The organism is Vibrio sp. Sgm 5 (assembly GCF_026241575.1).
GTDB lineage: Bacteria > Pseudomonadota > Gammaproteobacteria > Enterobacterales > Vibrionaceae > Vibrio > Vibrio jasicida.
In genome coordinates, this window is record NZ_JAPHPY010000032.1 from 14,593 (window position 1) to 37,294 (window position 22,702).

The window sequence follows — 22,702 nt, forward strand, 5'->3', positions numbered from 1 at the left end:
ATCAATATTCCCGTAAACACCATTACAAAAGGCGACACTTCAATACAATTGGCTGACAGAGCACCACAATAAAACAGCGTACATTTAATCCATGAATTCACGGCAATAATGGATCAACGCAATGTATAAACCTCTTCTTCTCGTCACCCTTTCTTCCACACTTGCTGCTTGTGCTTACAACCAACAACCTGTTGTCGATATGACGAACGTCGATCACGCTCAATACGAACAAGATTTTACTTACTGCCAAGGTTACGCAGAAAAAGTAGATAAAGGTAAAGCCGCTAAAACGGAAGCACAAAATGGAGCCGTTACTGGAGCATTGGTCAGTGCCGTTGCTGGCGCATTAGAAGATGGCATCGGCGGGGCTGCTGTGGGTGCGGGTGCGGGCACAGCTGTCGGAGCAGGCGCCGGTGCTGTTGGTGGTGTTAATGATTCAACCAAAACTCAAGCATTGGTTCTTCGTAAATGCCTAGCGAACAAAGGCTACACAGTATACGACCTTGAATCATAAAGTATAAATTCTCATCAATTGCATAAATAATTGAGTTTATAGCTGTGAATTTCACAAATGTTTCACGATCACTATTCTACTCTCCAAGCGTAATTAGATGCCTTTTCTTTAGGGGGCTTGATCCCTCATTGCCCTCTCTTTTTTTGGCTTAGTCGTATAAGGCCCTCATTTTGAAACCAGGTAAAACAGACATTCGCCGGATATTGGACGCAACCGGCTATTCACTTCAAGGATTGAAAGCAGCATGGACTCATGAAGCCGCTTTCAGACAGGAACTAGTACTCACTCTCGTACTTTCTATCTGCGCATTCTTGCTTCCTGTCACCACCTTAGAACGCATCATGATGATCAGCAGCCTTCTGTTGGTCGTGATTGTTGAATTGATTAATTCCGCCATCGAAGCGGTTGTCGATCGTGTCAGCGATGACTGGCATGAACTCAGTGGAAGAGCCAAAGACATTGGCTCCGCAGCAGTTTTTGTTGCGCTTTTTCTCGCCCTTTTTGTTTGGGCGTCGATTTTACTTTAGACCAACCGAAGAATGTCACTTATGAAGACAATTGAATCCCCAGCTAAAGGTATCTCTTATATTACCTTCACGCTTTTGCTTGCATTGTATTTCGCTCTCGTAGTGAATATTCCTATCTACAAAGAGCTCGTTCATATTTTTTCAGGATTGGATCAAGTTAAAATAGGTTTCATCATAACGATTCCTATCTTCTTCTTTGCTGCGCTGAACTTCTTATTTAACCTGTTCAGTTGGCCCTGGATCGGCAAGCCATTCTTCATTTTCCTGCTTATCACGTCGGGCATGGTGAGTTACGCAAGCTACAACTACGGCACCTTGTTTGACACAGACATGATCACCAATATCGTAGAGACAGACACCAGTGAAGCCAGCTCTTACCTGAGTACCTATTCGGTCATTTGGACTGTCATCATGGGTGTCATCCCCGCTTTACTTGTTTTCAAACTGAAGTTCAAACCACTCAAAGATCAATGGCTTCGCTTTGCGCTAACCAAAATAGTATCTATGCTGGCATCGCTGGTTGTTATCGCAATCATCGCAGGGCTTTATTATCAAGACTATGCGTCGGTTGGTCGCAACAATAGTTACCTAAAAAAAGTCATCATCCCGACTCAATACGTGTACGCGATCTCTAGCTATGTAAAAGAAAACTACTTAACGACGCCAGAGCCCTATCGTGAGATTGGTACGGATGCGAAACAATCCCACCTTGCACTAGAGCAAGCAAAAGAGAAGCCGACGCTGCTTGTCTTTGTATTAGGTGAAACGGCACGAACTCAGAATTATCAAATCAACGGCTATGAACGACAGACCAACCCATACACCAGCAAGTTAAACGTCATCTCGTTCCAAGACGTTTCTTCCTGTGGTACAGCAACGGCTGTCTCTGTGCCCTGTATGTTCTCTCAATTACCACGCCACGACTTCGATCGCAGTAAAGCAGACAACCAAGATAACGCGTTGGACATCATGCAGCGCGCTGGTATTGATTTAATGTGGAAAGACAATGATGGTGGCGACAAGGGCGTTGCTCATAAGATCAATAAGATGGATGTCGCACGCGGCAAACAAAACACGCTTTGTAATGGCAATACTTGCTACGACATGGCGTTGCTAGACAATTTGGACGACCAAATCGCGAGCATGAAAGGTAACCGAGTTGTGGCGCTTCACCTGATTGGCAGCCATGGTCCGACTTACTTTCAACGCTACCCGAAAGACAAAGCGTTTTTCCAACCAGACTGCCCTCGCGCAGATATTGAAAACTGCAGTGTGGAGCAAATTGTTAACTCTTATGACAACACGATCCGCTATACAGACTTCGTCTTGGATCAAACCATTGCGAAACTGAAAACGTTGGAAGATAAATACAACACGGCGATGGTCTACGTCTCTGACCACGGCGAGTCTCTGGGCGAAAACGGGTTGTTCTTACATGGTATGCCTTATGGTTTAGCACCGGATTTCCAAAAGCGCGTTCCTATGATGCTTTGGATGTCACCAGGCTTTAAACAAGCCAAACATATCAACACCGATTGCTTGGAACAAGAAGCGCAGCAAACCGCAACGCACTCACACGATAATGTCTTCCACTCCTTGTTGGGCATTATGGATGTAGAAACCAATGCTTACGACGGCGCCTTAGATATCTTTAAGACTTGCAGAACGTCTTAGTCGAAAACAAATACCTAAAAGCCTGACACATTAACGTGAGTCAGGCTTTTTTATGGCATTTCACTCCCAAAAATCGTTCTTGTTCCAGTTATAATATTGGTCTTGCTAACAAACAAAGTAGAACCAAATGAAAATTGGCATCATTGGCTTGGGCGACATTGCTCAAAAAGCTTACCTTCCTGTTATCACTCAGCTTCCAAATGTTGAGTTGGTATTTTGTACCCGCAATGCAAACGCACTCAACGCACTCGCTCAACAGTATCGAATCGCAGAAACCTGCCAAGACTATCAGCAACTGGTTGGCATGGGCGTAGATGCGGTCATGATTCACGCCGCTACTAGCGTTCACTCTCAAATCGCGTCTTTCTTTTTAGAACAAGGCATCCCGACATTCGTTGATAAGCCTTTGGCAGACAGCGCTGCTGAAGTAGAAAAGCTATATGAACTGGCAGAACGCGTGAAACAGCCTCTGTATGTTGGCTTCAATCGCCGTCATATTCCGCTCTACAATCAAAATATGCCGAACATCCAGAAAGGCGAACTTTCAGGCTTGAAATCTCTGCGTTGGGAGAAAAACCGTCATCAATTACCGGGGAATATCCGTACCTTCATTTTTGATGATTTTATCCACCCTCTTGATAGCGTGAACATCACGGCCAGAGCAGATCTGAAAGACGTTTACATTACACATCAAATGGATGGTGACCAACTGGCTCGTTTAGATATTCAATGGCAGCATGGTGAGACACTGCTTCACGCATCCATGAACCGCCATTTTGGGATCACCACAGAACGTGTCCAAGCCTGCTATTCAAACAAAGCAATGGAGTTTGATTCGTTTGTTGAAGGGAAGCTGTGGCAAGACAATCAGGAGCAGAAATTGGGCTTAAAAGATTGGACACCAATGCTGACCAGTAAAGGCTTCCACTCAATGCTGTTGGATTGGTTTGAAGTTATCCAGTCCGGCAAAATCGCTTCTGAAATCGTAGCGCGCAATATCGCTAGCCACCAACTTGCCGAAGCGATTTGTCAGCACATTGAACAGTCGGTGCGTCGATAATTAAGCACTAAAACGAGCGCGGAACGCTTTGGGAGCCAATCCCATGGTTTTGATAAACACTTTGCGAAACGCGCTCGCGTCTTGATACCCAACTTGATATGCGATGACTTCAAAGGCTAAGTTACTCGACTCTAATAAATCACACGCCTTTTGCACACGAAGATGCTGCAGGTACTGATTCAAGTTCAAACCTGTCGCTTTTTGGAAACGTCTCTGAAGCGTGCGCTCCGTTAAACAACTGATCTCCGATAGTTCTTGGTTTGAAATCACATGTGAGAAATGATCAGCCATGTAGTGCTGGGCACTAAGAACGGCACTATCACCATGTTGAAAGTTAGGTGTGAATTGCTGATAAAAACGTTGCTCTCTGGCACCAGTATCGACCACCAGCATCTTTCCCAACAAACGCATCACTGCTGGTGTACTTAGCTGAGAAACCAACTCCAACCCCAAATCAAGCCAAGACATCATGCCACCAGCGGTAATGATGCTGCCCTCGTTGATAAGGATGGACTCGGGCTTAAGCGTCACGTTAGGAAACCTATCTCGGAATAACCCTGCCAGCCCCCAGTGTGTTGTGCACGCTTTGTTATTCAACAAATCAGCGTGAGCGAGAACAAACGCGCCTGCACATGCAGACGCAACCACCGCACCGGCTTTGTGCTGCTCAAACAACCAAGACGTTAACGCCTCACTTGGCGAAAGGTAATATTGCTCCGCACCGCTTGGCGGCAGTATGACGACCGTGAACTCATCGGCTCGAATAACGCCTTCTTTCCAATCAATGATATCTGCATGAAAGCGGCATTCAACATCCAGCTCAATCGAAGCGCGGTTTGCCATCTCAAACAGCTCCTGCAAGCCATAGACTGACGCTTTTGAAGCCCCCGGATAGTTCACAATAGCAATGTTTATCTTGTTCATTCCGATTGTCGTTTTTGACCTATTTTTTGTCATTTTAGACACTAAGCAAGACAAAAGAAAGCACGCATAATAGCTCCCATACCAAAGCAGCACATCCACTGAAAACAAAAGGAAAACACCATGAGCCAAGCAGCACTTCTTGTTATCGATCTACAAAACGACTACTTCCCTAACGGTAAGTTTCCTCTATGGAATACAGAATCAACACTAAACAACATCAAGAGCGCCATTGCTAAAGCGAATGAGAAAAATATTCCTGTCATTCATATTCAGCACATCGCCGACCCAGCAATGGGCATAGCGCCTTTCTTTAATGAAGGTTCTGAAGGCGCTGACATTCACCCTGAGATCTTCGCGCTAGCACCAAATGCCGATGTGGTTATCAAACACTTTGCGGACGGCTTTGAACAAACAAACCTTGAAGAAGTACTCCAAAAAAACGGGGTAACAGAGCTATTAGTCAGTGGCATGATGACGCAAAACTGTGTCACTCATACTGCGATTTCTAAAGCGGCAGAAAAATACGATGTATCGATTCTTATGGACTGCTGTACAACGGTCGATGAAATGATCCACAACATCGCACTGCACGCTGTATCAACTCGCGTCCCACTAGTAACGGCAGAACAAAAACTGTAAGCCTGCGAGCATCCACTATACTGTCTTAATTAGAATGACCCGATGCGCCACGCGTCGGGTCCTGTTGGTTGGCACTGACTCTAATTAACTCTAAAGGGACAGCACTATGAAGTGGATGTCAGTTTTATCAATTATCACCTTATCGAGCGCACTCTCCGGCTGTGGAGGGAGCGACTCCTCAGATCCAGAGATTGCGGTAAGAGCTCTCAACTTTCAGACCGTTAACTTCGTCAACCAAAACCCGAGCGGTGTTTCAGATATCAGTGTTCAAGCCAATTATGGCAGTCTGCAAGAAGATATTTATTCCAATCTGCCACTTTATGGTGCGACAGAAACAGGCTTGCTGTTGATTCAAGAAAACGCCAGTACTTTTGATATCACGTTTGATTTGATTGAAACCAATAGCCAGCAAACCTTAGTCAGTGAGACACGTTCAATTGCTGTCTCTAATCCTCAAGTGATCTTTGCTTTTGGTGACGCTAACACAGGTTTTTATGACCTCGTCTTCCAAGACAAGCCCGACACGAGCAGCACAACCAATACTCAAGTCTCTGTATTCGTTATGGATGCTAGCCAACTACAAGGCGGTATCAACAGTGATGTTTGGGTGGATGGGTCCCAACGGATCTTTAATCTGAGCAAAAGAACCTTGTCGAGCCAGATCATCGTGGGTGCGAATAGCGCAAATGTTCCGATTGAAATCAGAGAAACAGGCACTACAACGGTAATAGACACGTGCAGTATTTCTACCGAAACCAGAGCCATCATGGTGATATTGGATCCATTGGGCAACTGTCGAGTACTGTCTGTTTTAGACCCTGTTTTTTAAGCCAATTGTTGGTATTTTGGACACTCAATAAGGTATGCATAAAACGCATACCTTACTTCACTTTTTATCATTTGTGTCATCACAGACTTATCTCTACACTTCGCGCTCTTTTTTCTACTTGAGCGCACAATGCATGCTTTTTTCTCAAACCATTTTCGCTCAGGTGCTGAGAATGTCCGTCATGTTGGGCCTGTCGTTAATCATCGTCCATAACTCACCTAAGTTATTGGAAATATTAGCAGAGCAAGCCATCAACAGCGGTTGCCATCAAACCACTGGCGACGATGAACACCAGGATCACTCTCATCACCACCATCATCATCATCATTAATAAGAGCAAATTATGAGTATTTTCCGATTTCCAATTCTTGTTTGGCTTGGAATAGGGATTTTGATTATCTGTCTAGGGATCAGACAATCGTTCGGCATTTTCATGATGCCAATTTCAGACCACTTCCAAACGGGCCGTGAGTTCTTTAGCTTTGCTATTGCCTTACAAAACCTGTTGTTTGGTGTATTCCAACCGTTTGTTGGTATGGCGTCAGACCGTTGGGGCGCGAAGCGTATTATCATTTTAGGTGCCATTTCTTACGCTTTGGGTCTCTACCTGACTTCTATCGCAGTTGAACCAACCATGATGTATTTGTCGCTGGGTGTGCTAGTTGGCTTCGGCTTAAGCGCGACCAGTTATGTGATCGTACTAGGCGCAGTGGCGAAAGTTGTCCCAGCCCAACACGCGGCAAAAGCATTTGGTTTAACAACAGCAGCAGGCTCATTCGGCATGTTTGCGATGATCCCCGGTGCACAAGCGTTATTAAGTGACTTTGGTTGGCAAGGTGCGCTTCAGGTGTTTGCCGTGTTGTGTAGCTTTATGGTGATGTTTGCGTTGTTCATGAGAACAGCAAAACCACAAGCCAACAACGCAGCAAATGCTCAAGAAGATACGCAAACTCTGAAAGAAGCGTTAAAAGAAGCTTTCGCACACAAAGGTTACTGGTTGATCCACGCCGGTTTCTTCGTGTGTGGCTTCCATGTCATGTTTATCGCCACTCATTTACCAAGCTACTTGGCAGATAAAGATTTACCGGCTTCGACAGCAGCGATGGCACTGGCGTATGTTGGCATCTTCAACATCTTTGGCTCTTACTTCTGGGGTGTGATGGCTGATCGCTTTAACAAGCGTCACGTTATGTCTGCCCTGTACTTGATGCGCACGGTGGTGATTGGTGCTTTTGTGACTTTACCTGTCACCGAACACACTGCAGCCATCTTTGGTGGTGCTATCGGCTTCTGTTGGTTAGGCACGGTGCCACTGACTTCAGGCTTAGTACGCCAGATTTTTGGTGCTCGTTACCTTTCAACCTTGTACGGCTTAGTATTCTTCACTCACCAAGTAGGCAGCTTCTTGGGGGCTTGGGTTGGTGGTCGCATTTACGATTACTACGGCTCTTACGATCCAATCTGGTGGTCAACGGTTGTGTTGGCATTTATCGCGGCTCTTATTCACCTGCCGATCAATGACAAACCGGTACCACGTTTGAACTTGGCAACCGCGTAATCTAAGAAGGCTCTTAACGTTGTCGTTGGGAGCCTTTTCTCTTTTCTCCCTGCAACAAGCTTTCTGTATTCCCTCAATCGAATAGGCATTCTCATCAATGATTGCTTATTTAAGATAAAGTGCGTCCATTCATCCTCTGTTAAGATTCGTGTGACATACTTAACACAACGCTATAAATCAAAAAGGGTTTTAAATGAGAACACTCGGCAACATCATCTGGTTTGTATTCGGTGGCGTATTCATGGGTTTGCTATGGTGGTTCTTCGGACTACTGGCTTTCATCAGCATCATCGGCATTCCATGGGGACGCGCTTGTTTCGTGATGGGTAACTTCTCGTTCTTCCCATTCGGCAAAGAAGCGGTTTCACGAGATGAACTGACCAATGAAATGGACATCGGTACTAGCCCGCTTGGCGTGATTGGTAACGTGATTTGGTTTGTATTTGCAGGTATTTGGTTGGCAATCGGTCATATACTTTCTGCCGTAGCATGCTTCGTAACCATCATTGGTATTCCGTTCGCACTTCAACACCTGAAACTGGCGGTTATCTCTCTGGCTCCGATTGGTAAAACAGTCGTGACAACAGAAGAAGCGGCAATGGCTCGCTACAACATCAACCGTTAATTTTGTCGCCCTCTGAGCATCCTGCTTAGAGGGTTATTCCTGTCAAAAGTAAGCCCATAATCGCCACTGCATACTCAAGAATAATTGATTGAAAGTTCATACTCCCACCTTAGTTAAAAGTTAAAATTAATACCTAGTTCTACGCTGTTCTCTTCACTTATCTTGGTCGAGCCCGGCGAAACTCGATGCTCACCAAATGTGTACTTCACATAAGGCTCTACCCATTTTGGTTTTAAAGTAATACGTACTTCGTGATTGGTTCGATGACCGCCTTCTGTGAGTTTTTTATCGTAGTTATACGAATAACCAAGCCGGATAAAATCAATCGGTGTATAGCTTGCACCAACGGTGTTTTTCCACTCTCTTTCTGTCTTTTCCAATAATGGGAATGACTTACCGATTGAGCTGGTTCTCCACTCATGAGAGCTGTTGGCGAAAACCATCCAATCATCCCCTAATGCGGTTCCGGTAAATACGCCCGCATCATACACATCGAACAGATCTGCACGGCCATAGCTCACAAATGCTTCTGTATAGAACTGTCCGAGCATCACGCCATATCCCGTCCCCAATTCTAAATACCCCGTAGAATCCACTTCAGCAGAAATGTTCCATTCTTCCGTTGCTTGTAAGTACCCTGATGCAGTCACAATCCATTCATCATCTGTATTGGACACGTCTAAACCAAACTCTGGCATTTTGTAGTCAGCAGAAAAACACGGCACGGCAAAGAGCGCGCAAAGCAGCGTCAGAGATTTATTCATTGGAATACCTATCAGAAAGATTCGAAAAGAAAAAAGGAGCCACTTAAATCAAGCGGCTCCTTGCTACTTACCCTTATGCGATTTGGTTTACGAGCGCTCAACGCGGTCGCGAATCGCTCTTTTTATTTCCTGACGTTGCTCTTGTGATAGGGATTGAACCTTTTGTTTCAGCTCTGCATGCTGTTCTTTAGTTAATTGGTTTGTAGGCAAATTAGTGACATCTTCGATTGGGTGACTAATTTCTGGTTCGATTGGGTTAATTGGCGACGGCAGTTCAATCGGATGCATTGGAACCCCTTCAATTGGGTGGCTAATATCTGGACGGTTCGTGACTCCGGCAAATAAACGACCATCCTCGTTGCGGAATACCACCTCTGAGCCATCTTCTAAGCGCACGATGTAGTTATCCCCTTCTTTTGATGTATGACCTACAATGTCACCGTCTTCATTTCTAATCTCGCTATCATTAACGGTGTAAAAAGCACCTGAATCACCAACAACAATGTTTACAGTGTCTGTTTCATCTTTACTGATGAATACATGATTCCCATTGTCACCAACGATTACTGCCGCACCTTCAAGTTCAATGATGACACCATATGTCGGAACAACACCGCCTCCAAAGTCAGGATCTACATCTTCTTCAATAGGATGTTCAATCTTAGGTTTCACTTCTTCCACCACCAATCGACCATCTTCTACACTCAAGTGCACGAAACCCTTGTCATTCACAAACACCAACTCGTTATTGCGAACTTCGATGTTACCAACCACATTACCTGAAGCATCTTTCACGACATCACCGTCGGTGAAGTACAGTTCACCACCGACATTAAATACGGTGTTACCTTCTACGCCACGGATTGCGACTGTGTTGTACTCACCATTGTCGCCTTGAATTGCCATTCCATCGAAATGTTCACCTTCGAAGGTTTGTACCGATGCCACACCTGCTGGCTCACTAGGGGAGTCCGAAGAACTTGATGATGAACAACCAGCTAGAAAAGATGCTGCGATAACTGCACTCAGTAATTTAACTTTCATGATTTACTCTCTTAATTTGTCGAAATTCAGGGCTGCCTCTTGCAGGTTCTGTGGACTCCCTGCCCGATGAAGAGAAGTATATTGAACAGTGTTTTTTGGTACTAATTGCTTAAAATAAACCCGCACTTAACGGCGGGTTATTAATAAACAGAGGTATAAGGCGTGATAACTGAGGGTTATTATTGTTACGACTCTCGCTCTAGGTGTCCGGTAATAATCTCCGTTACAATATTGCGCAACCAGTGCACCATCTCATTATGTCGATTCTTGTGGTGGTAGTAAGCCAGCAGAGACGGTTCGATCACCATACCATCGAGCTCAATATCAAGCCTACGGAGCTTATACAACTTATCGACATTCACGGTTTTAGACGCCGGAAACACCATATCTGAATTTGCGACCACATCAATAATTGCTGACGGGAGTTCCGAGCGAAACGCAATGTTTGGCTCTACCCCTTTGATCTTCATTATTTTTTCTGAAAATGAGATATTAGAGTTCCAGTCAGCGGCAATCACGGTCGCAAACTCAAGATGCTGGCAATCTGACACTCGTAGGCGATCACCTTGCAAGGGGTGGTCTTTTCGAACATAAGCACAAAACGCATCTTTTACGATTTCTTTCGTCAAGAGCTCTTTGGGAGCGTGGTTGATTTCGTAGTTCACACCAAGCAGAACTTCATCCTTAATAATTTCATCCATGGTAGAGCGCGACCAGTTCAGTAAATGAATTTGCACATTGGGTGCCGCCTGTCTGATTGCTTGAAAAATTTCGCTTGCATAGGAACTAAGGATAAAAGGGGCTAACGCAATCTTGACCGTCCCGTTCATCTCTAATGGGTTAAAGTCTTTTGAGCCATTTAACGTCATCGATATCTCATCAAGTAACGGCGCTAAGCTTTCCGCTAAATCATTCGCGTACTCGGTAGCTCGCAAGCCATGATGGGTTTTCACGAACAGCTCATCTTCGAAATGGTCTCTTAAGCGCTGCAGTGCTTTACTTACAGCCGGCTGCGAGACAAACAAACGCTCAGCGGCTCTACGCATATTGCGTTCTTGATGGAGGATAATAAACGTCCTCAACAAATTGAGGTCGAGATTAGAGAAAAGATCTTTGGCCATATTCCACATCGATAATAACTTGAGGTTATTATTCAGCATAAGAACAGATTTGTGCACTTTCCAATCTCAACCTATGAATTATTTGCACTCTCTACGCCTCTATGACGAAAAAATAACAAAGATTGAGATCTAGTTGGCGTTTATAAAATTCGAAATACACCGTTCCGATGAACACCCTGCTCTCAGTAAACGTTAATCTGCGGCATTCTTCGCTTATCACATTCGTCAAATTTATCATTTTACATGGCTTTGAAATAAGTCGTTTTGCTCATCCCTGTATCAACTCGGATGCAGGTTTCTAGATAACTTCTTTGATGCAGGTGTGAGGATATCAAGTGTTCGCTTTTATGCGTTGATTCTCAAAAAGTAGAGTAAAAAACCTAGTACATTAAACGAGATAACCCACACCAAATTTGTAGATTGAGAACTTCTGTTAAGTGCATCCATCTTTCTCTAATAAAGGAGCTGCTCAAGCGTTTATTAAGGAAGATAAAAAGCAGTGAACTTTGAAGATTTTTTATATCTCATTGAAAGTGATTTTAGCTTTTCAATGTTCAATCAGTAATGTAGATAGGTTAAGGTTTATGGGTTACAGTTTGATACAGCAACCAAAAGTCTTTCATTCTTATACCAAAAATGGTTTAGACGCATAGCAAGGATTCCTATGATAAATAAAAAAGTATTGATTCTCTTTGCGCATCCTTCCCAGCATCGCTCAGAGGTGAATACTCCCCTTTTTAAAGCAGCTAATACAATTGAAGGTGTCACTTGTGTCGATCTCTATGCCGAGTACCCGCACTTCAATATCAATATTGACCGAGAACAACAGCGTTTACGCGACCACGATGTGGTGATTTTTCAATTTCCGCTGTACTGGTATTCCACGCCAGCCATTTTAAAAGAGTGGCAAGATCTGGTTTTAGAATACGGCTTTGCTTATGGTTCGGAAGGGACAGAGCTTCATGGCAAAACCATGCTTTGTGTCTTATCCGCAGGTGGTAAAGAAGAGGCCTATAAAGCCGAAGGCTACAACCACTTCACCATCCGTGAGCTATTAGCTCCTATCGAGCAAATGTCGGCACTGACTGGGATGAACTACATTGCTCCACTTGCATTGTTTGGCTCCCGTACAGCCCAAGAAGAAGATCGAATTCCACAGCATGTTGAACGCTACAAAACGCTACTCAATGCGCTCGTCAATGACACACTTGACCTTGAAGCAGCGGCATCGCTCATCAAACTCAACAGTGCATTACCACAACTGATTAAGGAAGCATCATGACAGGGATATTCTTACAAGCCTTTGTTTACCTTATTGCCGCTGTCGTCGCCGTTCCTTTAGCAAAACGTCTAGGCTTAGGCTCGGTATTAGGTTACTTGATTGCGGGTGTGGTCATTGGTCCTATTATCGGCCTCGTAGGTGAAGAAACCACAACAATTCAACACTTTGCTGAATTTGGTGTGGTCATGATGTTGTTCCTCGTTGGTTTGGAACTTGAACCTAAAATGCTGTGGGCAATGCGTAACCGCTTGATGGGCTTAGGTGGCTTACAAGTCGGTGGAACCGCTGCTCTGATCATGGCCATCGCGCTTTATTTTGGACAAACTTGGACCGTTGCATTGGCCATTGGTCTGATTTTCGCTCTATCATCAACAGCGATTGTTCTGCAAACCTTTAGCGAGAAAGGACTGACCAAAACAGAAGGTGGTCAGAACGCGTTCTCGGTGCTGCTTTTCCAAGATATCGCCGTAATTCCAATGTTGGCGTTTATTCCGCTATTGGCACTACCAGAGTTGGTAGAACAAGCGCAATCGGCAGCGCAAGCAGCTGCAGAACACCATGAGGAACTTAGCCTAGTGGCTGGACTTCCTGGCTGGGCTTACGGTCTAGTGATTACGGCTTCTATTGCTATCGTCGTTGTTGGCGGGCATTTCCTCAGTCGCCCACTATTCCGCTACGTAGCAAGCTCTGGTCTACGTGAAATCTTTACTGCAACAGCATTAATGCTGGTGATCGGCATTGCGGCTTTGATGAGCCTAGTGGGTCTGTCTCCGGCTCTGGGTACGTTCTTAGCAGGTGTGGTTCTGGCGAACAGTGAGTTCCGCCATGAGCTGGAATCAAATATTGAGCCGTTTAAAGGCTTGCTACTTGGCTTGTTCTTTATCACGGTAGGTGCTGGCATCGACTTCTCAGTGCTGTTCAGCGACTTTGGTTTGATCATCGGTCTAACGCTAGGCGCGATGATTCTGAAAGCAGCGATTCTATTCGCACTTGCGTTCATCTTCCGTATCAAAGGCAGTAACCGTTGGTTGTTTACTTTGAGCTTGGCGCAAGCGGGTGAATTCGGCTTTGTGCTATTGAGCTTCTCAGTACAAAACCACGTAATCCCATTCGAGCTTTCACAAACGCTGGCATTGGTTGTTGCGATCTCTATGTTCCTAACGCCTGGTCTATTCATTCTATTTGATAAAGTGATTCTTCCTCGCTTTGAAAGTGAATCGAATGAGCGCGAAAGTGACACCATTGAAGAACAAGGTACCGTCATCATTGCAGGTATCGGCCGCTTTGGTCAGATCGTAAACCGCTTGTTGGTATCTAATGGCGTGGAAACGGTTGTACTCGACCACCAAGCAAGCCAAGTCGACAACATGCGACAAATAGGCACTCGTGCCTACTTCGGGGACGCTATGCGCCCAGATATGCTACATACCGCTGGCATTGAGCACGCTGCCGCGATTGTCGTAGCCATCGACAATCAAGAAGCGAGTGTTGAACTGGTCAAATACGTCAAGCACACGTATCCGAAGGTGAAAATCATTGCGCGCGCCTTTGACCGTGGACACAGTTACTTACTTCGTCAAGCAGGCGCAGATATTATTGAATCTGAAACCTATCATTCAGCTTTGGAGATGGGCGGTCATGTTATGAAATCACTGGGCATTCACCCGTTCTATGTAGAGCAACAGAAAGCAACCTATAAACGCGTGGAAGACCGAAAGTCTGACATGTTATACGAAGCATGGGCAGACGATTCTGAAGGAGAGCGTTACGATAACAACTTCCGTCAACTGTTTATCCATCTTGAAGAAAAGATGGCTGAAGAGATGCAAAAAGATCGTCACGATAAGCTCTCCCGTTCAGAACGTGGATGGACACCGCCACCAAAAGGGTATGCGGATGACTTCAACGAAGAAAACGTCCAAGAGCTGAACCCTTGCAAAGAACAACCTCAATAAACGCGAAAACCTCCCACGCTGGGAGGTTTTTTTAATGCGAAAAAGGGAGAATAATTACCTACATCAGATCACTCATCAATGTCTCATACTCTTCATTCGCTTCATCAACTAAATGCGACAATTCTAATGCGTCGGTTTTCGCTAAGTTGAACTGCCACGAAATGGTGTCTTCTTTCCCGCAAATACAAGTTTGAGCGCCACTACTTTCAAAAGAAAGATCATCAAACTCGGTGGTGTGGCGTTCTTGAAGCTCGACAATTTCAACTTCCAATTTACCGACGGGATTGACTTCAACATGGGCGTGTAAATCTGGGCTATTCGATAAACAATACTCTCGATGAACTGCAATCATGGCTGCCTCCTTGGTCTGCCAACTGACAACTCATCAAATAGTGTAGACGAGGCATTTTGAACGTGGGGTGAAATAATAATGAAGATTGATCCTGAATAAAAATTCATCAATTTTAATTCCAAACCAACTCTGAATGTTCGACCCGATAACCGTCAGTTTTTACATAAAATTACTTCGTCAATGCGCGATTCAATCGCCTTTATTGCTAATGTCACTGCCATCGGCACATGAGCTTGGTAGGGATGCAATACATAAATTGGGTTCACCTTTGACGCTTTCACACCGGGAACCGGTTCAAGAAACGAGTTCGACTCCAACATAAAATCAGGCAAGAGCCCAACGCCTAACCCCATTTCTAACAGACTCGCCACATCAAAGACGGTATTCGCTCGGTGCTTCACTGGATATTGAATTTGATGTTCTGGCTCCTTGGAAGCAAACGCATGGATAACAGGTTCAAGCTGCCAATGTTGAGCAATATAAGGCGCACTTTCAAAATCAGTATGCGCGCCTTTCGCACGACACAAGACGTCACAAAACTGCCCCACTTTACGCTGCTTAATGTTTGAATCGCCAGAAGCCCCTACTCGTACGGCAAGATCGATATCCTGTTGAACGATATCCACATGCTTATCGTCACTGATCAAATTTAACTGCACATCAGAGTAATCAGCAAAAGCGCTCGTTAAAGCTGGCAACACTATTGAACCCATTAGTGCATGAGGCGCAGTGACGGTAAGCCTTCCCGTTGGCACTTGCTTTAACTCTGTGGCTTCTAACCACGCGGCCTCTGCTTGTTTTGTCATTTGCGCGCACTGCTCGTAAAAGCGCTCACCCGTCGAGGTCAGAGTTTGCTTTCTGGTCGTACGTTTGAGTAAGCAAGTATCCAGCTCTAGTTCGAGTTGCTTCAAAGCAGAGCTCAACACTGACTTAGAAAGCTCTAACTTATCGGCAGCTTTGGAGATTGAACCACACTCGACAATATGAACGAACAGAGACATCAAACGCAGCTTATTCATCGTCCTTCCTTATTGTTCTTTTTTACAGAACATTAAATTCTTATTACTTTGTTTTTCTATCTTAATTCTAACCCTATGATTACTCCATAAACAAACACCAATCACAGGATATTCAGGATGACTCAATCAGTTTTAGAACGCGCTCAAGCAGGTATTTCAGCATGGCAAATCGCTTTCAACAATCAAGACGCTGCGGGCTGTGCAGCACAATACGCAGAAGATGCGGTTATGATTGCAAAACCATTTGGCACATTTGAGGGACGTGAAGCGATCCAAGCATTCTGGCAAAACATCATGGACCAAGGTTTTAACAGCGTGGACTACACCAACACTAAGTGGGAAAAAGACAGCGAAAATGGCTACATTCTTACTTCAGATTGGACGATGAACAAGGCGTTTGGTGTCGTGCACAAAGAGTTATGGGAAATTCAAGAAGATGGTTTGTCTCGCCTAACTTACGATGAGTTTGAAGTGCTTGGCGAGCGATAAGCTTTAAGTCTTTCAGAATAAAAAATCCCCAAGCCGAAACTTGGGGATTTTTGTTTTTCAGTTTACTTAACTAAATTAAGCAAAGATGAAGGTGTATAGGTAACCTGCGCCCATTGCCATCGTTAAGATAACGAATAGGAAGGCTGCAATCATTTGGTTCTTAAAGATTGATTTCAACAAAATCACTTCTGTAAGACTTGCGCCTGCGCTACCAATGATAAGTGCCATTACCGAACCCAGTGCCATACCTTTTTGTACTAGCGCCGCACTTAGTGGAATAACTGCCTCTGCACGGATGTACAATGGAATACCAATAATTGCTGCTACTGGAATCGCGTACCACTTCGCTTCACCTGCGTACTCCGCAATAAGATCCGTTGGGATGAAGCCGTAGATGAATGAACCAATCGCAATACCCATCATTAGGTAAGGGAACACTTGTTTAAAGTCTTTCCAAGTTGAGTGCCAAATACGTACCCAGCGGCTAGGCTCTTTTTCTTCCACGATTGTCGCTGTTGCACTACCGTCTGATGAACAGCAAGACACTTCTACTTTAGGTTCTGCTTTTGGTGCGCTATCACCACAACAAGATGTTTTCGCTACCACAGGCGCTGGCTCACTACAGCATGATGTTTTTGCTGCAGCTGGTGCAGGTTCACCACAAGTGCTAGTACCACAGCTTGATGCTGGTTTTGCTTGTTCTTTTTTCTTGCTTGAATCACCGCAAGATGTACCACATGAAGAGGTGCCTGCTGCTTCGTACGCTTCTGGTTTTACGTAACGTTCAAAGCCTAGCTTTTCAAGTACATAGCCTGCAACCACAGACACTGTCATCGCAATAGCAAAGTAGAATACCGCTACTTTCCAACCAAAGGTCACTACAAACAAACCAATGATCACTGGGTTAAGCAGTGGACTAGCAAATAGGAACACCATCATAGGTCCAAAACCTGCTCTTGCACGCAATAGACCTTTCAAGAAAGGAATGGTCGAACACGAACAGAAAGGCGTAATCGAACCTAATAGCGCAGCGATAAAGTAACCTTTACCCTTTTTCGAGCTCAGGATAGATTGGATTTTTTCTGGCGTTAGAAAATCTTGCAACACACCCACGATGTAGCTAATTGCTAGGAATAGGATGATAAGTTCGGTTGCTAGAAACGCAAACATATCAAGCGCTTCCTTAGCCATGGTCATGATTTCTGGATTCATATTGATTCTCCTACTGATGTCACATCAGTAACTGTAAATTTCCTAATGAAGCTGAACTCTTCATTTCTACTTTTCTCGAATTATAGAATTAAAAATCGACGCGTCAACCATTATATTTCGATAAATATCGAAATATAATTTAAAGTCTTAATAATCAATTAATTAACTAGGTAATTTTTCTTGTTTGCTATTCACCCACACTTTCACTATCATCGAAATGTATTTATCGTCTGTCATTCCAAGAGGTCAGTATGGAACTCGAAGCTGTAGCAAAAGCGCTCAAAGAGCTAGGACACCCTACCCGTTTATGTATCTATAAAGAGGTGGTCAAAGCAGGCTATGAAGGAATCGCGGTTGGTGGCGTACAAGATAAACTTGGTATTCCAGCCTCTACCCTTTCTCATCACATTTCGAGCCTAGCCTCAGCCGGCTTAATTAGTCAGCGTCGTGAAGGTCGTACTTTATATTGTGTTGCTGAGTATGAATGCTTAGATACGGTTATTGGTTTCTTGCGTGACGAGTGTTGCATCAATGAAAACTGCTAATCTCGAATCAATTTGGAGCGAATACGAACACGCTATTCATGCGTTCTTGCGCTCTAAAGTCAGCAATGAAGATGATGTAGACGACTTAAAACAAGAGATTTTACTTAAGACTTATCAAAACCTTGCGGATATTCGTGATGTATCAAGCGTCAAATCTTGGCTCTTCCAAATAGCGAATAACGCCATCATCGATTTCTACCGTAAACGCGCTCGAAATCAGCGTGATAATGACCTCGTTGCTGACGATCTTTGGTTTGAAGAGCAAGAATCAAACCTGAAACAAGAACTGTCAAAGTGCATTGCGCCGTTTGTGCAAGCATTACCAGATGAGCAATCGCAACTGCTCTCTTCTATAGAGCTTGAAGGCATGAGCCAGAAGAAGTTGGCCGAAGAACAAGGTATCAGCTACTCAACCCTCAAATCGCGCGTACAGAGAGGACGTGTCGAATTGAAAAAGCTATTTGAAGAATGTTGCAGTTTCTCGTTCGACAAACAAGGTCGTATGACAGATTGCAACCAAAACGGTGCTTCTTGCGATAAATGTTAATCCATCGCTGAATGCGCCTCACAATGAATACCGATAGCTTGGCGGCTCGTCATCGAGTCGCCTATCTATGAACTCAATCACAGCTTTATCTCTTCGTCAGCTCTCTCATTTGCTATCTTGCTGAATAATAAGCTTTACTTCTTCTGCTTTAAGGAAGAAGGAAACTCGTTTTTATGATCTCATTAAGAGAACTCACCAAAGAAAACTATCTAGATTGTATTCGTCTCAATCTTCACCCAGAACAAGAAGAAAACCTTGCCTCCAACGCGATTACGATTGCTCAATCACGCTTTGAAACCGACTACCGATTGAAAGTGATTTATGAGCAAGAGACGGTGATAGGTTTACTTGCGTTTTGCCATGAAGACGAGCCGCTTGATTACTCCATTTACTGGCTGTTCCGCTTTATGATCGACAAAGATCACCAGAACAAAGGGTATGGAAAGCAAGTACTTAGCTTGCTCGTTGAAGAAGTGAAACAACTCGGAGGGAAAACCTTATTCACGATGCATAAACCCTCCAATCAGCAGGCAGGTAAGCTTTATCGTGCGTTCGGATTTCAAGAGAATGGCGTACTCGATGATGGTGACATCTCACTACAATTAGTGCTTTCTTAATCCAGTACGAATCCAAAATGGAGAATTCTGGCTTTTACACCTGTTTATCAAACCATTCGGTCACCAACGCCACCAGCTTTTGATGTACGGGGCTTAACGTATTGCCTCGCTTTAGTAGCACATAGCCAGCACGACCTTCGTTTGCCATAAAATCGATGTTTAACGGGACAAACTCGCCTTTCTCATCATGAGCTTGCACTAAATGATGAGGAAGCAAGGCAAAGCCATCATTTTTCAATAATCGCATCAACACATCGATGTTACTGATTCGAGAAATGTTTGGTGACATCACCTGTTGATTACCAAGTGCACTGGTACTGAAATTTTCTGCAATGTATTGATGATGTGACGCAAGATCCTGCAGAGTCACCACGGGTTTCTGCGCTATTGGGCTTTTCTGATGCGCATAGAAGGTAAACCTTGGATAGCCCAAGTTAATAAAAGACATCCCTTCGGTTGGGAACGCTTTGCCGCTGTTAAGTACCACCGCAAAATCCGCTTGTTTCGCCATAAGCATTTCTAACGCTTCATCTCGGCTGCGATGTAACCAATGAATCGCTGTACTCTTGTATTGCTTACGCAAAGACAGATCGATGTCCGCGATGGCATCACACGGTACCGACATGTCGTGACAAATCGTTATCTCCGGAACATCCCCTTGAGAGTAGCTGTCGCAAGAAAGCTCTAAAGACTGCATTTGGTAAAGAATATGCTTGGCTTGGGTAAGTAACGTCGTTCCTACTTCCGTCAAGACTGGTGTTCTTCCTTTACGTTCAAACAAGATCACATCCCAATCAATTTCGAGATCGCTGACTTGGTGATGCAGCGTCGCTCTGTCTTTCCCGATTACCCTTGCGGCTTGGCTAAATGATCCATGCTCTGCGACAGCGACAAATGCAGTAAGTTGGTCAAAACTGGCTCTGGGCATTGGAAGGTCCTCAAACAATAAACCTGTTTATCTTAGCTCAATCTAAACTGTCTTGTTGCAAAATCTGCAACATAACTGAGATTACATGGTGAATATTAAACGTAATAATGACCTCGTATTGAAACGTTACGAGGGCAATTCAATGAAAGGTTTTAGCAAAAAAGTACTTCTAGCAGCATCAGTTGCAATGGCAGTTGGCAGCATCTCTACCGCAGCAAATGCGTGTTCACGTTTGGTTTGGGAGACTCAAGACCACGGTGTATTTGTCTCTCGTACTATGGATTGGATGGAAGCCAATCAACCAACCATTGATGTTCGTCACGCAGGCCAAACATACCGTGGCTACGATAAAGACGATGCGCTTACGTGGACATCGAAATACGCTTCTATCGGTGTAAGTATTTACGGCGTGGGCATTATTGATGGCTTTAACGAGAAAGGCTTTGCGGCGAATGCCCTGTTCTTGGATGAAGAAAACCCAGGGGCACCACAAGCTGGCAAACAACAAATCGAAAACTCGCGCTTTGTCGCCTATTTGATTGATAGCTTTGCATCCGTTGATGAAGCATTGAAGAATCTAGATTCAATCCAAATCCAACAGTTCAGCCACAATGGCATCGAAATGAAGGGGCATTATTCATTAGAAGACGCAAGTGGTGACTCTGCTGTGTTGGAATACATCGACGGCGCTTGGCAAGTGCATCATGGCAAACAATATGACGTGATGACTAACAGCCCAGAGTACGCGCAACACTTGAAAAACTGGCAAGAAGCGCAACCCAAAGCGAAGAGTGATGTGAATGGTGAGTTCCCCATCCCGGGTAACATTAATTCTGCTCAACGCTTTATCTGGAACAGCTACATGAAGGACCAGCTTAAAGAGCCTAGCAGCTACACCAATGGCATTGCGAAACTGGATAGTGTGACCTACAAAATCCCATTGGATGCGGCAAACCGCCCAGTGAATGGCGAAATGCGTGGCTACGCAACCATCTATGGTTTGGTGTACAACCTAGACCAAAAAGTAATGAACGTGCGTTACCAGTATGACGACAGTTACACGCAGTACTCAGTGGACTTTAATAAGTTGAATGACGGCCATAACTACACCATCAAAGCCGATTTACCGGATCTGTTTGGTGACATTTCATCTCGCTTAGAAAAAGGCGATGGCGTCATGGGTCAACACTTAGTGAAATAGCTTAAACAGCAGAACTTGAAAGGTGTTTGGACAAACATCTACCAAAGGCGCCGACTTACTCGGCGCTTTTTTTATACTCACAGCACATAAATAAGATAATAACTCAATTTGGATTACATAAGTTTATGAATATGAGAACAAATGATAATTTTTGAAAGCATTGCCTTAAGGCTAATATACGTGGAACAAAATGAAGATTTCCAACTATTCTAACGTTATTAAGCCATATAACTCGGTGCTTTATGCCCTTAGAGGAAAAGAATGAAAGCGATCACTTACCAAAAAGATCAAGATACCTTTACCTATACCTATACCGACATCGACACTCCAGCGCTTGCGAGTGGATTAGATGTGTTAGTGAAAGTTCATGCTATTGGGCTCAACCCTGTCGATGCAAAGGTCAACCTTTGGCACGAGATGGTCGATGGCATGGACGATACTTTCGTTGGTGGCCTCGATGTTTCGGGGGAAATCGTTGCCATCGGTGACAAGGTATCGGGTTGGCAGGTAGGTGATCGCGTTCTCTATCATGGCAACATGCGTCGAATGAGCGGTGGTTTCGCCGAATACGCGATTCACGACTCACGCACGTTGGTTGCTCACCCAAATGTTGAACCAGAAATCGCTGCCGCAACACCTTGTGCTGGCTGGACGGCTTATCGAGCTCTTGTCGACAAGCTAAACATCTCAACTCGTAAAAGCATCTTTATTGCTGGAGGATCGGGAGGCGTTGGCTGTTTTGCTATTCAGCTGGCACGCTTCTTTGGCGTAAAAACCATCATCACAACCAGTTCAGCGCTCAACCATGAATTTGTTCGATCGTTAGGCGCAACACATGTCATTGACTACAAACTAGAAGATGTTCGAGAACACGTCATGTCTATCACTGAAGGCTTAGGCGTAGAAGTATCTTTGGATTGCGTTGGTGGCGACAACGACATCTTGTGTGCCTCTGTGCTGGGGTTTGAAGGCGAAATGGTAGAGCTAGTAAGAACAACCCGAGCAACCGAATACCCAGGCGCTTTCCTGCAAGGGCTTACTTTCCATCAGTTAAGCTTAGGATCTGGCCATGTTCACGGTGAGATAGGTTTTCATTCTTTGGTAAAAGCCGGGAGTGAGTTTTCTCACATGCTAGAACGCGGTGAGATCACAATACCTAAGTTGGAATTGGTGGAGCTAAAAGACGTCCCTCAAGCATTAATAGCAATTCGTCAGCAACGTACGGTTGGAAAAGTTGTCGCGACAATAACCAATTAGTGCTTAAGCGACAGCATAA

The 22,702-nt window shown here is 44.5% G+C and carries 25 protein-coding genes; 17 read left to right on the top strand and 8 right to left on the bottom strand.

What is annotated here, in order from left to right; all coding sequences use genetic code 11:
* Positions 1–121: 121 nt before the first annotated feature.
* The 4 genes from OQJ86_RS16970 (at position 122) to OQJ86_RS16985 (ending at position 3,775) form a co-directional block, all read left to right on the top strand.
* On the top strand, positions 122–514 hold the full coding sequence (locus tag OQJ86_RS16970) for a glycine zipper family protein (RefSeq protein WP_265988554.1): 393 nt from the start codon (positions 122–124) through the stop codon (positions 512–514).
* Between the two features lie 170 nt (positions 515–684).
* Positions 685–1,041 (top strand): diacylglycerol kinase, encoded by a 357-nt coding sequence (locus OQJ86_RS16975; protein ID WP_265988556.1) that lies wholly within the window; start codon positions 685–687, stop codon positions 1,039–1,041.
* A 21-nt stretch (positions 1,042–1,062) separates the two neighbouring features.
* Entirely contained in the window at positions 1,063–2,715 is a 1,653-nt protein-coding gene (locus tag OQJ86_RS16980) for a phosphoethanolamine transferase (RefSeq protein WP_265988558.1), read from the top strand.
* Positions 2,716–2,842: 127 nt separating this feature from the next.
* Positions 2,843–3,775, top strand: coding sequence for a Gfo/Idh/MocA family protein (locus OQJ86_RS16985; RefSeq protein ID WP_265988560.1), 933 nt, complete (start codon positions 2,843–2,845; stop codon positions 3,773–3,775).
* On the opposite strand, the gene OQJ86_RS16990 is transcribed toward OQJ86_RS16985, so the two are convergent.
* Positions 3,776–4,699, bottom strand: a complete 924-nt coding sequence (locus tag OQJ86_RS16990; protein ID WP_265988562.1) for a GlxA family transcriptional regulator — start codon at positions 4,697–4,699, stop codon at positions 3,776–3,778.
* Between the two features lie 120 nt (positions 4,700–4,819).
* Here OQJ86_RS16990 and OQJ86_RS16995 point away from each other — a divergent pair, with 120 nt between their 5' ends.
* The 5 genes from OQJ86_RS16995 (at position 4,820) to OQJ86_RS17015 (ending at position 8,350) form a co-directional block, all read left to right on the top strand.
* On the top strand, positions 4,820–5,338 hold the full coding sequence (locus OQJ86_RS16995) for a cysteine hydrolase family protein (protein ID WP_104048349.1): 519 nt from the start codon (positions 4,820–4,822) through the stop codon (positions 5,336–5,338).
* 106 nt (positions 5,339–5,444) lie between these two features.
* A complete protein-coding gene (locus OQJ86_RS17000) occupies positions 5,445–6,167 on the top strand; it encodes a hypothetical protein (protein ID WP_171374571.1) in 723 nt (240 codons plus the stop codon).
* A 172-nt stretch (positions 6,168–6,339) separates the two neighbouring features.
* Positions 6,340–6,498 carry a hypothetical protein gene (locus tag OQJ86_RS17005; protein WP_265988567.1) on the top strand — a complete coding sequence of 53 codons (159 nt, stop codon included), beginning with the start codon at positions 6,340–6,342 and terminating at the stop codon, positions 6,496–6,498.
* 12 nt (positions 6,499–6,510) lie between these two features.
* Complete coding sequence (locus tag OQJ86_RS17010; RefSeq protein ID WP_020194086.1) at positions 6,511–7,725, top strand: MFS transporter; 1,215 nt, start codon at positions 6,511–6,513, stop codon at positions 7,723–7,725.
* A gap of 193 nt (positions 7,726–7,918) precedes the next feature.
* Positions 7,919–8,350, top strand: coding sequence for a YccF domain-containing protein (locus tag OQJ86_RS17015; RefSeq protein ID WP_009704819.1), 432 nt, complete (start codon positions 7,919–7,921; stop codon positions 8,348–8,350).
* A gap of 113 nt (positions 8,351–8,463) precedes the next feature.
* On the opposite strand, the gene OQJ86_RS17020 is transcribed toward OQJ86_RS17015, so the two are convergent.
* From OQJ86_RS17020 to OQJ86_RS17030, 3 genes are all read right to left on the bottom strand, one after another.
* Complete coding sequence (locus OQJ86_RS17020; protein WP_061034497.1) at positions 8,464–9,114, bottom strand: hypothetical protein; 651 nt, start codon at positions 9,112–9,114, stop codon at positions 8,464–8,466.
* Positions 9,115–9,201: 87 nt separating this feature from the next.
* The gene (locus OQJ86_RS17025) at positions 9,202–10,158 is read right to left on the bottom strand and encodes a hypothetical protein (RefSeq protein ID WP_265988571.1); all 957 of its coding nucleotides are present in this window, start codon (positions 10,156–10,158) and stop codon (positions 9,202–9,204) included.
* Between the two features lie 185 nt (positions 10,159–10,343).
* Complete coding sequence (locus tag OQJ86_RS17030; RefSeq protein ID WP_038877812.1) at positions 10,344–11,279, bottom strand: LysR family transcriptional regulator; 936 nt, start codon at positions 11,277–11,279, stop codon at positions 10,344–10,346.
* A gap of 664 nt (positions 11,280–11,943) precedes the next feature.
* Between OQJ86_RS17030 and OQJ86_RS17035 the strand changes: the two genes are divergently transcribed.
* Both OQJ86_RS17035 and OQJ86_RS17040 read left to right on the top strand, forming a co-directional pair.
* Positions 11,944–12,561, top strand: a complete 618-nt coding sequence (locus OQJ86_RS17035; RefSeq protein ID WP_039975008.1) for an NAD(P)H-dependent oxidoreductase — start codon at positions 11,944–11,946, stop codon at positions 12,559–12,561.
* Positions 12,558–14,516, top strand: a complete 1,959-nt coding sequence (locus OQJ86_RS17040; RefSeq protein ID WP_265988575.1) for a monovalent cation:proton antiporter-2 (CPA2) family protein — start codon at positions 12,558–12,560, stop codon at positions 14,514–14,516. The genes OQJ86_RS17035 and OQJ86_RS17040 overlap by 4 nt, the downstream gene beginning before the upstream one ends.
* Positions 14,517–14,574: 58 nt before the next feature.
* On the opposite strand, the gene OQJ86_RS17045 is transcribed toward OQJ86_RS17040, so the two are convergent.
* On the bottom strand, positions 14,575–14,868 hold the full coding sequence (locus OQJ86_RS17045) for a hypothetical protein (protein WP_042604928.1): 294 nt from the start codon (positions 14,866–14,868) through the stop codon (positions 14,575–14,577).
* Positions 14,869–15,020: 152 nt separating this feature from the next.
* On the bottom strand, positions 15,021–15,887 hold the full coding sequence (locus OQJ86_RS17050; protein ID WP_265988579.1) for a LysR family transcriptional regulator: 867 nt from the start codon (positions 15,885–15,887) through the stop codon (positions 15,021–15,023).
* 117 nt (positions 15,888–16,004) lie between these two features.
* On the opposite strand from OQJ86_RS17050, the gene OQJ86_RS17055 reads away from it, so the two are divergent.
* Positions 16,005–16,376: a YybH family protein gene (locus OQJ86_RS17055; protein ID WP_009704826.1), complete on the top strand. Its 372-nt coding sequence runs from the start codon at positions 16,005–16,007 to the stop codon at positions 16,374–16,376.
* A 75-nt stretch (positions 16,377–16,451) separates the two neighbouring features.
* On the opposite strand, the gene OQJ86_RS17060 is transcribed toward OQJ86_RS17055, so the two are convergent.
* The gene (locus tag OQJ86_RS17060; protein WP_265988583.1) at positions 16,452–17,588 is read right to left on the bottom strand and encodes a permease; all 1,137 of its coding nucleotides are present in this window, start codon (positions 17,586–17,588) and stop codon (positions 16,452–16,454) included.
* Between the two features lie 251 nt (positions 17,589–17,839).
* Here OQJ86_RS17060 and OQJ86_RS17065 point away from each other — a divergent pair, with 251 nt between their 5' ends.
* From OQJ86_RS17065 to OQJ86_RS17075, 3 genes are all read left to right on the top strand, one after another.
* Complete coding sequence (locus OQJ86_RS17065) at positions 17,840–18,133, top strand: ArsR/SmtB family transcription factor (protein WP_005433559.1); 294 nt, start codon at positions 17,840–17,842, stop codon at positions 18,131–18,133.
* Positions 18,120–18,680 carry an RNA polymerase sigma factor SigZ gene (gene sigZ / locus OQJ86_RS17070; RefSeq protein WP_005442530.1) on the top strand — a complete coding sequence of 187 codons (561 nt, stop codon included), beginning with the start codon at positions 18,120–18,122 and terminating at the stop codon, positions 18,678–18,680. The genes OQJ86_RS17065 and sigZ overlap by 14 nt, the downstream gene beginning before the upstream one ends.
* A gap of 173 nt (positions 18,681–18,853) precedes the next feature.
* The gene (locus tag OQJ86_RS17075) at positions 18,854–19,297 is read left to right on the top strand and encodes a GNAT family N-acetyltransferase (RefSeq protein ID WP_265988587.1); all 444 of its coding nucleotides are present in this window, start codon (positions 18,854–18,856) and stop codon (positions 19,295–19,297) included.
* A 34-nt stretch (positions 19,298–19,331) separates the two neighbouring features.
* Here OQJ86_RS17075 and OQJ86_RS17080 read toward each other — a convergent pair whose 3' ends face one another.
* A complete protein-coding gene (locus OQJ86_RS17080; protein ID WP_038867278.1) occupies positions 19,332–20,225 on the bottom strand; it encodes a LysR family transcriptional regulator in 894 nt (297 codons plus the stop codon).
* 85 nt (positions 20,226–20,310) lie between these two features.
* On the opposite strand from OQJ86_RS17080, the gene OQJ86_RS17085 reads away from it, so the two are divergent.
* Complete coding sequence (locus tag OQJ86_RS17085) at positions 20,311–21,426, top strand: linear amide C-N hydrolase (protein ID WP_038867275.1); 1,116 nt, start codon at positions 20,311–20,313, stop codon at positions 21,424–21,426.
* A 261-nt stretch (positions 21,427–21,687) separates the two neighbouring features.
* Complete coding sequence (locus OQJ86_RS17090; protein ID WP_265988591.1) at positions 21,688–22,683, top strand: zinc-binding dehydrogenase; 996 nt, start codon at positions 21,688–21,690, stop codon at positions 22,681–22,683.
* The last annotated feature ends 19 nt before the right edge of the window (positions 22,684–22,702 follow it).